Origin of the sequence: Citrobacter braakii (assembly GCF_009648935.1) — a bacterium.
In the GTDB taxonomy this organism is placed as follows: domain Bacteria; phylum Pseudomonadota; class Gammaproteobacteria; order Enterobacterales; family Enterobacteriaceae; genus Citrobacter; species Citrobacter braakii.
In genome coordinates this window covers 1,955,224-1,968,833 of sequence record NZ_CP045771.1, presented here as the reverse complement: position 1 = coordinate 1,968,833, position 13,610 = coordinate 1,955,224, and the positions used below count along the sequence as shown (strand labels likewise).

Genomic DNA, 13,610 nt, shown 5'->3' with positions numbered 1-13,610 from the left:
CGTCTTATCCGGCTTTCATGCCACATCATTCAACGTAATTGCTGACCCGCTTTCAGGGTCGCGGCCACGTTTCGCGCCGTCATTCGCACGTTCTCACTCGCGTTCTTCAGCGCCTCATCCAGTGTGCAAACGGTATAGATAACGCTAAAAACCGCATCCAGCCCATGCTCATGTACAACACCGACATCAGCCGTCAGGCTGCCGGCAATGCCAATAACCGGTTTGTTGTAACGCTTTGCCACCTTCGCCACGCCAACCGGAACCTTACCGTGAATGGTCTGGCTGTCGATACGTCCTTCACCCGTGACCACTAAATCCGCATCCGCAACGCAGTCGTCGAGGTGTAACGCATCCGTCACGACCTCAATACCGCAGCGTAACTGCGCACCGCAAAACGCATACAGTGCCGCCCCCATACCGCCAGCCGCGCCACCACCCGCCAATTCCAGCACGTTGACGTCCAGATCGCGGGCAATGAGTTGCGCATAATGCGTGAGCGCCCGATCAAGACGAAGAATCATCTCCGGCGTCGCCCCCTTTTGCGGACCGAAGACCGCAGAGGCCCCCTCTTCACCGGTCAACGGATTAGTCACATCGCAGGCCACTTCAATACGGCACGCGGCAAGACGCGGGTCTAGCTGAGAAATATCAATCCGGGCGAGTGATTCAAGGCCAGTCCCGCCATGAGCAATATCGTTATTTTGCGCATCCAGTAATTTTGCTCCCAGCGCTTGCACCATCCCGGCACCGCCATCATTGGTGGCGCTGCCGCCAATGCCGATAATGATATGTTCAACGCCCGCGTCCAGCGCATGACGGATTAGCTCCCCGGTTCCCCAGGAGGTCGTTTTCAGCGGATCGCGTAAACCTGCGGGAACCTGCTCCAGTCCGCTGGCGGCCGCCATTTCGATAAACGCCGAACGCTCATCCCCGGATAAACCATAAAATGCCTGAATCGTTTTACCCAGAGGGCCGGTAACATCAACATGCACAAGGTGGCCTTGCGTTGCGGCAACCATCGCTTCGACCGTTCCCTCACCGCCATCCGCGACCGGGATCTTCACGTAATTCGCCTCAGGCCAGATCTCACGAAATCCCAGCTCAATAGCCGTTGCCACTTCAAGCGCACTCAAACTTTCCTTATAGGAATCCGGTGCGATTACTATTTTCATAAAGCATCCTTACGCATGTTGACTGTGTTAAGCATACACCAGGAGAAAAACCGCCCCTTTGTGGGAGCGGTCCCAGTTCGCTTAGCGTACCATGCACGGACGCTTATTATCAAACGTCCAGTTCGGGATCAGATACTGCATTCCCATGGCATCATCGCGCGCTCCCAGTCCATGTTGCTGATACAGCTCATGAGCTTTCATAACCTGATCCATATCCAGCTCCACGCCCAGACCCGGCTTCGCCGGTACCTGCACCATGCCACCTTTGATTTCAAACGGCTCTTTGGTCAGGCGTTGATTGCCTTCCTGCCAAATCCAGTGGGTATCGATAGCGGTAATTTTGCCCGGCGCCGCCGCCGCAACATGAGTAAACATCGCCAGCGAAATATCAAAGTGGTTGTTAGAGTGCGAGCCCCAGGTCAGCCCAAACTCATGACACATCTGCGCAACGCGGACAGAACCCTGCATAGTCCAGAAGTGCGGATCCGCCAGCGGGATATCCACGGACTGCAACGACAGCGTATGTCCCATCTGACGCCAGTCGGTGGCAATCATGTTGGTGGCGGTCGGCAGGCCGGTAGCACGACGGAATTCCGCCATGACTTCACGGCCTGAGAACCCCTGCTCGGCGCCGCACGGATCTTCCGCATAAGCCAGCGATCCTTTCAGGTACTTACCAATTTTAATCGCTTCATTCAGCGACCACGCACCATTGGGATCGAGCGTGACGCGTGCCTGTGGAAAGCGTTTCGCCAGCGCCACAATAGATTCCGCTTCTTCTTCCCCGGCCAACACCCCGCCTTTCAGTTTGAAATCGTTGAAACCATATTTCTCATATGCGGCTTCCGCCAGGCGCACCACTGCATCCGGGGTCATCGCCTCTTCATGACGCAGGCGATACCAGTCGCATTTCTCATCCGGCTGGCTCTGATACGGCAGCGGCGTCGCGTTACGGTCACCGACGAAGAACAGATAACCCAGCATTTCAACTTCGCTACGCTGTTGACCGTCGCCCAGCAGAGATGCGACGTTAACGCCCAGATGCTGACCCAGCAGATCCAACATGGCCGCTTCGATCCCGGTAACCACATGAATAGTGGTACGTAAATCGAAGGTCTGCAAACCACGGCCACCGGCATCACGATCGGCAAAGGTATTGCGGACCGCATTCAGTACGTTTTTGTATTCACCTAACGTTTTGCCCACCACCAGCGGAATGGCATCTTCCAGGGTCTGACGAATTTTTTCGCCGCCGGGAATCTCACCCACGCCGGTATGACCGGAGTTATCTTTGATAATCACAATATTACGCGTGAAGAACGGGGCATGTGCGCCGCTCAGATTCATCAGCATGCTGTCATGGCCCGCAACCGGGATCACCTGCATCGCGGTTACGACTGGGGTAGTAAATTGTGCGCTCATAATTAAGTCCTTATTCAAAATTAGTGGCGGCCGAAAACGGGACGTTTACGGTCAAAAGTCCATCCAGGGATCAGATACTGCATCGGGCCTGCGTCATTACGCGCGCCGCCGGGCAGCGCCTTATAGGCTTCATGCGCTTTCTGTACCTGATCCCAGTCCAGTTCCACGCCCAGGCCGGGCGCGTCGGGTACCGCAATTTTTCCGTGTTTAATCTCCAGCGGATTTTTGGTCAGGCGGCAATCGCCCTCCTGCCAGATCCAGTGGGTGTCGATCGCCGTTGGGTTGCCCGGCGCAGCGGCACCGACGTGGGTGAACATCGCCAGGGAAATATCAAAATGATTGTTAGAGTGGCAGCCCCAGGTCAGTCCCCAGTCATCGCATAACTGTGCCACGCGTACCGCACCGGAAAGGGTCCAGAAGTGCGGATCGGCCAGTGGAATATCTACCGAGTTGAGCATCACCGCATGGCCCATCTCACGCCAGTTGGTAGCTATCATATTCGTTGCTACCGGCAGACCGGTTGCACGGCGGAACTCGGCCATCACTTCGCGACCAGAAAAACCCTGTTCTGCGCCGCACGGATCTTCGGCGTAGGTCAGAACATCGTTCAGCCCTTTACACAAGGAGATAGCTTCATCCAGCAGCCAGGCACCGTTAGGGTCGACCGTAATACGCGCATCCGGGAAACATTGTTTCAACGCGCGAGCGGTGTCGATTTCCTGCTCGCCAGGCAGCACACCGCCTTTGAGTTTGAAATCTTTAAAGCCGTAGCGATCCTGCGAAGCCTGAGCCAGACGCACCACCGCCTCACTGTTCATCGCCTGCTGGTGACGCAGGTGATACCACTCATGGTTACCCGGCGTGCTGTCCAGATACGGCAGATCGGTTTTGCTGCGATCTCCCACGTAGAACAGATAGCCGAGCACGGTGACCGCATCGCGCTGCTTGCCTGGCCCTAACAGTTCGCAGACCGGTACGTTCAGCGCCTTGCCCAGCAGGTCGAGCAGTGCGGCTTCCAGCGCGGCCACCGCATTTACCCGCAGTTCAAAGGTCCAGGCACCTTTACCAAAGGTGTCAAAATCAGCGGCCTGGTTGCCTTTATGCACCTGCTGAACCACCTTATTCAGGCGCGCGACTTCCTGGCCCAACACTTGTGGAATCGCGTCCACCAGCGTCTGATAAATCACTTCGCCGCCCGGCGCTTCACCGACGCCGGTATTTCCGGCGTTATCGGTGAGCACGACGATATTGCGGGTAAAGTATGCGTTATGCGCCCCGCCAATATTGAGCAGCATGCTGTCATGACCGGCCACCGGAATGACCTTCATATCGGTAATAATAGGACTCGATTGTGTTGTCATCATCATTGCCCTGCGACAGGTTTCAGTTCGATACGTTTAATATCACCCACCAACACCAGATAGCTCACTACAGCAATCAGCGCATGCACCCCGACGTAAATCAACGCACCGTTAAACGAGCCTGTAGTACCTACGATGTAGCCGATAGCAATTGGCGTAACGATACCGGAGATGTTGCCAAACATATTGAACAGACCGCCGCTCAAACCGCTGATCTCTTTTGGCGCAGTATCGGCCATCACCGCCCATCCCAACGCACCGATACCTTTGCCGAAGAAGGCCAGCGCCATAAAGCCGATGATCATCCACTCTACGTTGACGTAGTTACAGAACACCATCACCATCGACAACAGCATACCCAGTACGATTGGCGTTTTACGGGCGATATTCAGCGAACCGGTACGGCGCATCAGCCAGTCGGAAATAATGCCGCCGAGCACGCCGCCTGCGAATCCGCAAATGGCCGGGACAGAGGCAACAAAACCGGCTTTCAAAATCGACATACCGCGTGCCTGTACCAGATAAACCGGGAACCAGGTGATAAAGAAGTAGGTCAGTGCATTTATGCAGTATTGGCCGATATAAATACCGATCATCATTCGTGAGCCCAGCAGTTGCTTGATCTGCCCCCACTTCACGCTGAACGGCACTTTGGCTTTGGCTGCCGCCTGATCCATATTGATCAGCGCTCCGCCTTCGGCAATGTAGTCCAGCTCTTTTTGGTTTACGCCCGGATGCTGGTTCGGTTCATGAATCACCTTCAGCCAGATAAAGCTGATAACAATCCCGAGACCGCCCATAAAGAAGAACACATGCGACCAGCCCACTTCGTGGGTCAACCAGCCCATGATTGGCGCGAAGATCACGGTGGCAAAGTACTGCGCCGAGTTAAAAATAGCGACCGCCGTGCCCCTTTCCTGCGCCGGGAACCACGCCGCCACAATACGACTGTTGCCAGGGAAGGATGGCGCTTCGGCTAACCCTACGAGGAAGCGCAGGGTAAACAGCGCAACGATAATGCCGAAGCCGCTGAAGATATCGACGAAGCCCTGCAGCAGGGTAAACATGGACCAGATAAAAATGGACCAGAAGTAAACACGTTTTGAACCGAAGCGGTCGAGCAGCCAGCCGCCGGGGATCTGACCGATAACATAGGCCCATGAAAAAGCGGAGAATACATACCCCATCCCTACCGCATCCAGACCAATATCTTTGGCCATCTCCGAGCCGGCGATGGATAAGGTGGCGCGATCGCCGTAGTTGAAGGATGTGACGATAAACAGCATCACCACTATCCAGTAGCGAGCGTTAGTGCGTTTTTCCGCGCTGCTCGCCGCCTGACTTAATGAACTCATTGTTGCACTCCTGAATCTTGGCTTTCGCCAGTTCATTCTGTACAGCACCTGTAGGGTGATCAGAATGAGAGGTTAGTGTGTGGCAGTTTTGGTACAGCTCAGGGCCGTTTTATTCTGACTCGCTGCCTTTTCGGGAACTGACGGGAAAAGTATATGAAGGAGTGCCTCTTACCCTCACCGTGCAAAAACACAACATTGCGGGAGGTGAATGAGGTTGTTTATGGCATAAGCCTAAGGGAATGGAAGATGCTTCACGAAATTGGCGTTTGGTGGGCGATTTGTTGCCGGGTAGCGGCAACATCTAACCAGCGGTGCCCATCTGGGTTTAAGGCGCTACTACTTATGACGACTAACAGTTTAGGAAGCTGATCTCTTAGATTGCGCACCAACTCCTAACGTGACTCAATTGTTTTTTAGTGGGGTTATTACCTGCCGCTAATTATGGTGAGATTGTTGATCAGGAATATGGGACATTGAAATAAAAATAAAAATAAAAATAAAAATAAAAATAAAAATAAAAAAGGGACTCTAGTTTATTGGAGTCCCTATTAACATTCGATTTTTCAGAAAAAATAATAAAGGATCACCAAAAAAGCCAGAACAATAAACTCAACAAACCAGAACGCCGCTTCAACTTTAAACCCGGTGGTTAATTCTTTGGGTAAGGAACGAATAAAATGATATGCTTCAATACTCATATCATTATTAAAAACCCTGTTATAGGGAAAAATCAGACTAGACATAATGAAATCTATTTTTGCAAAGTAGATACCGGGAGTACCAATTAAGCTTGCTGTTCTCGCCAAACTTGCAGTGATAGGAAGACGACCAAACTCCTCCTCGTATAATATTACTATTTTTTTATACTTCTCATCATTTATCACATAAGAAATAAGTATTAAAATCAAAGTTATAATAACCAGCATTATGCCAAGGCTCATATTAATGACATCTAGATTATCTGTTAAAAATCTTTTCATATATTAGAATACCTGCTGCTTCATTAAATGAATCTGGGTCATACAGTTTAAGTTCTGGATTATCAATATCGTCATTCACTAATCCACCAAACCTATCACCTAGTTTCTCACCCATTTTTTCCAAAAATTTACCTCCTGCAATACTTGAAGCAATGCCACTTACCAAACATACACTTGCGCCAATACCTCCTGCTTCTGATGTAATCAATCCCAGAACCCATGTACACGCGGCTCTCCCCATAATTCCCCCGGCAGCTCCGCCAGCAAAACTTGCAGTTTGTTTGAAGCCGAATTTGCTGTACTCCGTTATCGCTGCTTTTCTACATTCGCTTTCACGTCCTTTTGCGCAAGCTTCATAAACGTTAGTTGTATAACTCGCAAAATCAAGACCAACACCTACATAGCCTGTTGTTCTCATTATTTTTATCAGTTTGGCTGACTTTTCTATGTAGCTTGCATATCCCTCAATATCCTTTACTCCTGTTTGATCCCACTTATGCATAATCGATTTGGTTGATAAACCTAATGCCTGCTTTATATCTTCATATTGTTTTAAATTTAGCCGTTCTTTTGAGAATTTATTCAAAATACCGTCTAATTTTTTAAATAGTCGTTCTCGTTGACCAAAAAACTCCTCTCCAGAAATACGACCAGAATTACTACTATATGTTTTCTTATAAAGCGACTGTATTTCATTGAGTGTTTTATTTATTTCTTCATAATACCCCCCACCGGTATCTTTTATGTAACCTAAGATATCCCCGCTTTGTCCTAAAGCATCGCTGTATAATTGTGAAGAAAAAATATCCACGGAAGCTCTATTTTTGTGTAACACACGGGCTTCTGGCAGTGTTAATGGTGCAAGCGCGTTATCAATTCGATCACGCGCTTTTTGCAATATTTCAATCTGTTGCTGATCTTGCTTTTCAGGATCAACGACAAGCAGAATTGAACCCGGTTGTTTTTTTATATCTGGATTGAGCTTGTGATATAACTCACGTGTACCATCCGGAGGATTAATAAAAAAGCTGGATTCGAAAGATGACGGTGTGGCCTCATAGGGCAGTACACAAAATCCTGCATCTACAGGTTCGCGAGACGGTTTATCCTCTTCAACCGGACATGAATGCCTTGGTACTACGGCAAGAGGTTTTAGTGTGGGTTCAAGATAACCTGGTGCGCCATACTCAATCTTTTGAGTGGGTCTGGTTTTTCTTCCCAGTCCCCTGTCGAGGGTTTCCTGATAAGCTCTCCTTACTCTCTCTGCGAAGATACTGTCGAATACATCAGGCATAAATGGTTCATAAACTAACTCCCCGTCCTGATCAAAATAAAAAGGATTTCTGTCCCAGGACCAATGCTCATCATAATCTATCGCTATTATCCAGCCCACGCTTAATTTGTGTTGTATCTCATCATAAATGCGATTACATCTACCAATAGAGGGCCTTTCATACGCACCAGAAGAATATCGGTTTACATTCCATTTTCTCTGTGGCAGGCCAAATATAGTTGAGCGCTGATTTTTATCATCATCAAGTTCATAATATATCCTTGCTAACCTAATACCTTCTTTAGGTGAAATTATTTTTTCGAAGTCTTCTAATCTGGCGCTTTGGCTAAAATCCCGTGAATTATACAAAGTAAACAAATTGCATCTCCTTAGCTTAATAATTTCCAATTATTATCATTCTATCTCATTTATTCACCTCATTAATTCATTCACAAAATCCAGATTTTGGGCCTGTTTTTATTAAAGCATGATAACCGGGTTATTTGTTTGTGCTTTTGATCTCATAAATAATAAAAAACCCGAATTTAATTTTTATAAATTCGGGTTACAAATAAAATTATGCGATTGTATTTATAATACAGATAAATTAAAGCAAATCTCCCTTAGTGATAATCAGATTGTTCTCTCCATGTCCATCATTTGTCACAGGCCCGTGCAAACAAAGCGCTGCCGGGCGCAAGGTTATTTAAGCAAGGTTCCCCAGTTTTCTACCCACGGATTGGATTCGCTTTCCGGTTCAGGATGCTCGCTGGCGTCAATCAGCAGCATTTCCCCAACACGGTGGGCGCTTTGTTCCTGCAACAGTGCATCGAACTGCTTGCCGCCATTGCAGAAATTAACATAGCTACTGTCACCCAGCGCAATTACCCCGTAATGCAGATTTGGCTGGAAACCGAGATTATCTTTGATCCCCTGAAACAGCGGCACGATGCTATCCGGCAGATCGCCCTGTCCGGTCGTTGAGGTCACCACCAGCACATATTTTTCCTGATATGCCTGCCAGTCGCTGAGCTCGGGATCTTCGAACACCGTGGCTTTATGACCCTGCGCCGTCAAAATAGCTTCGGCCTCTTCGGCAACCAGCAACGCGTTTCCGTACATCGTGCCGACAAAAATTCCAATTTCCGCCATAACCGTAATCTCCTGGGACTTAAGAATCTATCTGCTCATCCTGACCTGACAGCCCGTTGAACTCAACCCTTTCATTCTCAGGGAGAAGTCCACGCCAGCCAAACTGTGATAGCGCCTGCATCCAGACATCATCCAGCCCGGCGCGAATAACCAGCGGTTCGCCGGTAAAAGGATGAGTCAGCGCAAGCTGGCTGGCATGAAGCATCAAACGCTGACAGCCAAAGTGCTCAGCGGCGCTGCGGTTTTGCCGCAAATCACCGTGCTTACTGTCGCCGATAATTGGATGACGTAAGTGCGCCAGATGGCGTCTGAGCTGGTGTTTTCGACCGGTTTTAGGATCCAGTTCCACCAATCCGTAACGGGTCGTCGGATAACGCCCGGTCGCTACCGGCATCTCAACCGTCGCCAAACCGCGATAATGGGTGACGGCAGGCTGCGGGCCTTTATCATCACGGGCAAATTTATCGGCGATCTTATCCAGTTCTTCGACCAGCGGGTAATCCAGCACGGCATCATCCATCAGCCAGCCACGCACAATCGCATGATAGCGTTTCTGAATTTGATGATGTTCAAATTGCTGGGACAGCAGCCGCCCGGCTTCGCTGGACAGCCCCATCAGCAGTACTCCGGAAGTCGGTCTGTCGAGTCGGTGGGCGGTAAAAACGTGCTGGCCAATCTGGTCGCGTACCGTTTGCATCACCACCACTTTCTCATCCCGGTCGAGCCAACTGCGGTGAACCAACCAGCCCGAAGGTTTGTTAACTGCGACCAGCCATTCGTCCTGATACAGAATCTCCAGCATCAGGCGTTATCACTTGTAAACAGTGCATCCAACTCCTGCAATGCCGTCAGCAGAATTTCGCGTTGCGGGTGATCGGCTGCCAACGCCATTTCGTAATACGGTGCGACGGCAAAAGCCTGCGGAAGCGGTTGAGCGTTATCAATCAGCGTATGCATGCGGGGAATCAATACCCATTGCAGCCACTCAACCGGCTCCATGGTATCCATACAAAAAGGCTGCGTGCTGGTAAACAGATGCTCTGCAGGCTCATCCAACCGCCAGTGATTATGTTCACGCAGTAGCGCTTCAAGCGCGTGTAACTGCTGGCGCACACGGTCATGAGTCGTCATGAAATTAACCTCAATGATGAAAAATCTGGCGCGAAGAATAGCACTAGTGAAGGGAAATAAAAAAAGGGAGCACTGTAAAAACAGTGCTCCCGGTTCGTTTCGCAGCGTTCCAGCTACTTTTAGTGCTCCCTGCTCATCCGTGACAACTTTTCCTGTGGTCTTGCGACCTTGTTCATCCTGAACTTGTGCATCCTGCTCACATCACCCCGATGTGAAAACTTCATCCTGAAGTGTCCTGGCCATCCTGACCCGCCGAACATCCTGACCGGCTCTCATTCTCCATCCTGGAGGTGTCCCTTAACGCATCCAGCGCTTTCCGCTTTGCTTCATCCTGAAGCCTGTCCTTGTAACACCGTCCTGGTGTGTCCTGCCGAAGAGCCATCATCCTGATGTTCTCTTCGTTGTGCGACTCCTTGTCGACAGATATAGAATCGCCTGTTTCGCCTTGTCTTACAAGATGCTTACAGACACTCCCTTAAGATTATTTTCGTATGAAAGTTGACAATAAAACATTAAATTCATGAATAATAAGGAATAATTATTTTATCCGTTCATTAAGTCTTTACTTATCACCTGGCAATGTCCTACAGGGTTTGTAAGAGATCTCTCACAAGATTCAGGGCAATCTGGATTACAGAACTGGCTTAAGCTGAGTGAGAAATTCCGCAAGTGAGTCCGCCAGCACCGTTCGTTTACGGGTTCCCAGCGTTTCTTTGCACACTTCACCGGAGAGATTGCACACCGAAATGACGTCAAGCTCGTTGTCCTGGGTGGCAATAAAAAGCGTAGGCGACAGCTTGAGGCGCTTTTGCGTAACCAGGTGACCAATCAGGTTTTCCTGAACGCGCCTGAAGTCGTCTTCGCTCCAGGTTTGCAGCAGCGTTAGTTTTTCATCCGCAAACTGCGCGTGCATGTCCCCGGCAAACTGGGTGGTGTAAAAAGCGTGAACGGCTGGTTGTATCACGATATCAAAGGCGCGTTCAACCGCATTGAGGTTTTTTTCGCCGACAAAAGGCTGAGGTTGCCAGAATACCGCATCGTCTGTGGAAGAAATGATGCACGGAGAAGGTACGCCATACAGCTCTTCGCTGAGGGGCCAACTGTTGTTTTTTTCGTACCATGCGTCGCAATAACGTGTCGTAAAGGCTGTCAACGCCTGCGCTGTCAATTCGTCCACTGATTTCTCTCTTCACAAAAGCCAGGATACACTTGTCTCATAGTGTATCTGGTTTATGACGGTGAAACATGTCCTCTTATGAAAATCATCAGGCGCTTGACGGCCTGACTCTCGGTAAATCAACAGATTACCGTGACAATTACGATGCCAGCCTGCTGCAGGGCGTTCCACGCAGCCTGAACCGCGACCCGCTGGATTTACAGGCCGATAATCTGCCTTTTCACGGTGCCGATATCTGGACGCTATATGAACTGTCTTGGCTGAATGCCAACGGTTTACCGCAGGTAGCGGTCGGTCATGTAGAACTGGATTACACCAGCGTAAATCTGATCGAATCGAAAAGCTTTAAGCTTTACCTGAACAGTTTTAACCAGACGCGTTTTGATTCCTGGGATGCGGTACGCCAGACGCTGGAAAACGATCTGCGCGCTTGTGCTCAGGGTGATGTCAGCGTAGCGCTGTACCGTCTTGACGAACTGGAAGGACAACCGATAGCCCACTTTAACGGCACCTGTATCGACAATCAGGATATTGTCATCGATAACTACCAGTTCAGCACAGAGTATCTGGAAAATGCCGTTGGCGGTGAAAAAGCGGTGGAAGAGACGCTGGTCAGCCATCTGCTGAAGTCTAACTGCTTGATCACCCACCAGCCGGACTGGGGCTCCATACAGATTCAGTATCGCGGACGGAGAATCGATCGCGAGAAGCTGCTGCGTTATCTGGTCTCCTTCCGTCACCATAATGAGTTTCACGAGCAGTGCGTGGAGCGCATTTTCAATGACATTCTGCGCTTCTGCCAGCCGGAGAAACTGAGCGTTTACGCACGCTACACGCGACGTGGCGGCCTGGACATTAACCCATGGCGCACCAACACCGATTTCACCCCAGCAACGGGGCGTCTGGTACGTCAGTAATCTTTTTTCTCAATTTTGCGTGCCGGATTCCGCGCGCAAGGTTGTGAAAGGTCATAAGCCAGGGCTATTGTAATCAACAGGGAATGACGTGTTGCGTCCCATAAGGAGTTTACTTGATTACACATATTAGCCCGCTTGGCTCAATGGACATGTTGTCGCAGCTGGAAGTCGATATGCTTAAACGCACGGCCAGCAGCGACCTGTATCAACTGTTTCGTAACTGTTCGCTTGCCGTTCTGAACTCCGGCAGTTTGACCGACAACAGCAAAGAGCTGCTGTCACGCTTTGAAAGTTTCGACATTAACGTGCTGCGCCGCGAACGGGGCGTAAAGCTGGAACTGATCAACCCGCCTGAAGATGCGTTTGTTGATGGACGCATTATTCGCGCACTGCAGGCCAACCTGTTTGCTGTGCTGCGCGACATTCTGTTCGTCAATGGCCAGATCCATAACGCCGGTCGCTTTCAGCATCTGGATCTCGAAAGCTCGGTGCATATTACCAACCTGGTATTCTCGATCCTGCGCAATGCCCGGGCGCTACACGTGGGTGAAGCGCCGAACATGGTCGTCTGCTGGGGGGGTCACTCAATCAACGAAAATGAGTACCTGTACGCCCGTCGCGTTGGTACCCAGTTGGGCCTGCGCGAACTGAACATCTGTACCGGCTGTGGTCCGGGGGCGATGGAAGCGCCAATGAAAGGCGCTGCGGTCGGTCACGCCCAGCAACGATACAAAGACAGCCGCTTTATCGGTATGACCGAACCGTCAATCATTGCCGCTGAGCCGCCTAACCCGCTGGTTAACGAACTGATCATCATGCCGGACATTGAAAAACGTCTGGAAGCGTTCGTGCGTATCGCCCACGGTATAATCATCTTCCCAGGCGGCGTAGGGACAGCAGAAGAACTGCTGTATCTGCTGGGGATCCTGATGAACCCGGCCAACAAAGATCAGGTTTTACCGCTGATCCTGACTGGACCAAAAGAGAGCGCCGATTACTTCCGCGTGCTGGACGAATTTATCGTGCACACGCTGGGGGAAGATGCGCGTCGCCACTATCGCATTATCATAGACGATGCGGCAGAAGTGGCTCGTCTGATGAAAAAAGCGATGCCGCTGGTGAAAGAGAACCGCCGTGACACCGGTGATGCCTACAGCTTTAACTGGTCGATTCGTATCGCGCCTGATTTGCAGATGCCGTTCGAGCCGTCCCATGAAAACATGGCTAACCTGAAGCTGTACCCGGATCAACCCGTGGAAGTACTGGCGGCAGACCTGCGCCGTGCGTTCTCGGGGATTGTAGCCGGTAACGTGAAGGAAGTCGGGATCCGCGCCATTGAAGAGTTTGGCCCGTACAAAATCCACGGTGACCGCGAAATGATGCGCCGCATGGACGATCTCCTGCAGGGCTTTGTTGCACAGCATCGTATGAAGTTACCAGGCTCCGCGTATATCCCTTGCTACGAGATTTGCGCCTAACCTCCAACAGCCGCCAGCAGACGCTATCGCGGTGACAGTTTTGTCCATATCAAAGCCGGGTTTGGCGCATCAGCCTCCCGGCTTTTTTTAGTGATACCAGTCACATAGCTCAGACGATCATATAAATACCGATGATGTTTCATTAAAAATAACGCGCTGCGCAAACGATTACCTTTAAAACCCAACCGTGAT

Annotated in this window: 12 protein-coding genes; 2 read left to right on the top strand and 10 right to left on the bottom strand. The window is 50.4% G+C overall.

The genetic code is table 11. From position 1 onward, the window contains the following. Window positions 1–29: 29 nt before the first annotated feature. From GFC06_RS09185 to syd, 10 genes are all read right to left on the bottom strand, one after another. Window positions 30–1,172 carry a glycerate kinase gene (locus tag GFC06_RS09185; RefSeq protein WP_016154238.1) on the bottom strand — a complete coding sequence of 381 codons (1,143 nt, stop codon included), beginning with the start codon at window positions 1,170–1,172 and terminating at the stop codon, window positions 30–32. Window positions 1,173–1,253: 81 nt separating this feature from the next. Next, the gene (gene gudD / locus GFC06_RS09180; protein ID WP_065554334.1) at window positions 1,254–2,594 is read right to left on the bottom strand and encodes a glucarate dehydratase; all 1,341 of its coding nucleotides are present in this window, start codon (window positions 2,592–2,594) and stop codon (window positions 1,254–1,256) included. A 20-nt stretch (window positions 2,595–2,614) separates the two neighbouring features. Then, window positions 2,615–3,955: an enolase C-terminal domain-like protein gene (locus GFC06_RS09175; RefSeq protein ID WP_029139643.1), complete on the bottom strand. Its 1,341-nt coding sequence runs from the start codon at window positions 3,953–3,955 to the stop codon at window positions 2,615–2,617. Between the two features lie 2 nt (window positions 3,956–3,957). Continuing rightward, on the bottom strand, window positions 3,958–5,310 hold the full coding sequence (gene gudP, locus GFC06_RS09170) for a galactarate/glucarate/glycerate transporter GudP (RefSeq protein ID WP_016154241.1): 1,353 nt from the start codon (window positions 5,308–5,310) through the stop codon (window positions 3,958–3,960). Between the two features lie 563 nt (window positions 5,311–5,873). Then, on the bottom strand, window positions 5,874–6,290 hold the full coding sequence (locus GFC06_RS09165; protein ID WP_137352542.1) for a hypothetical protein: 417 nt from the start codon (window positions 6,288–6,290) through the stop codon (window positions 5,874–5,876). Then, a complete protein-coding gene (locus GFC06_RS23370) occupies window positions 6,268–7,941 on the bottom strand; it encodes a hypothetical protein (RefSeq protein WP_228522549.1) in 1,674 nt (557 codons plus the stop codon). The genes GFC06_RS09165 and GFC06_RS23370 overlap by 23 nt, the downstream gene beginning before the upstream one ends. Window positions 7,942–8,265: 324 nt before the next feature. Beyond that, window positions 8,266–8,715 (bottom strand): flavodoxin, encoded by a 450-nt coding sequence (locus GFC06_RS09155; RefSeq protein ID WP_047499385.1) that lies wholly within the window; start codon window positions 8,713–8,715, stop codon window positions 8,266–8,268. 19 nt (window positions 8,716–8,734) lie between these two features. Continuing rightward, complete coding sequence (truC, locus tag GFC06_RS09150; protein WP_047499384.1) at window positions 8,735–9,517, bottom strand: tRNA pseudouridine(65) synthase TruC; 783 nt, start codon at window positions 9,515–9,517, stop codon at window positions 8,735–8,737. Then, entirely contained in the window at window positions 9,517–9,846 is a 330-nt protein-coding gene (locus GFC06_RS09145; protein WP_016154244.1) for a YqcC family protein, read from the bottom strand. The genes truC and GFC06_RS09145 overlap by 1 nt, the downstream gene beginning before the upstream one ends. A 631-nt stretch (window positions 9,847–10,477) precedes the next feature. Beyond that, on the bottom strand, window positions 10,478–11,023 hold the full coding sequence (syd, locus tag GFC06_RS09140; protein ID WP_016157357.1) for a SecY-interacting protein: 546 nt from the start codon (window positions 11,021–11,023) through the stop codon (window positions 10,478–10,480). A gap of 68 nt (window positions 11,024–11,091) precedes the next feature. Here syd and queF point away from each other — a divergent pair, with 68 nt between their 5' ends. Further along, window positions 11,092–11,940 (top strand): NADPH-dependent 7-cyano-7-deazaguanine reductase QueF, encoded by an 849-nt coding sequence (gene queF / locus GFC06_RS09135; protein WP_153690058.1) that lies wholly within the window; start codon window positions 11,092–11,094, stop codon window positions 11,938–11,940. Window positions 11,941–12,053: 113 nt separating this feature from the next. Further along, window positions 12,054–13,418 carry a nucleotide 5'-monophosphate nucleosidase PpnN gene (ppnN, locus tag GFC06_RS09130; RefSeq protein WP_003840366.1) on the top strand — a complete coding sequence of 455 codons (1,365 nt, stop codon included), beginning with the start codon at window positions 12,054–12,056 and terminating at the stop codon, window positions 13,416–13,418. Window positions 13,419–13,610: the final 192 nt, after the last annotated feature.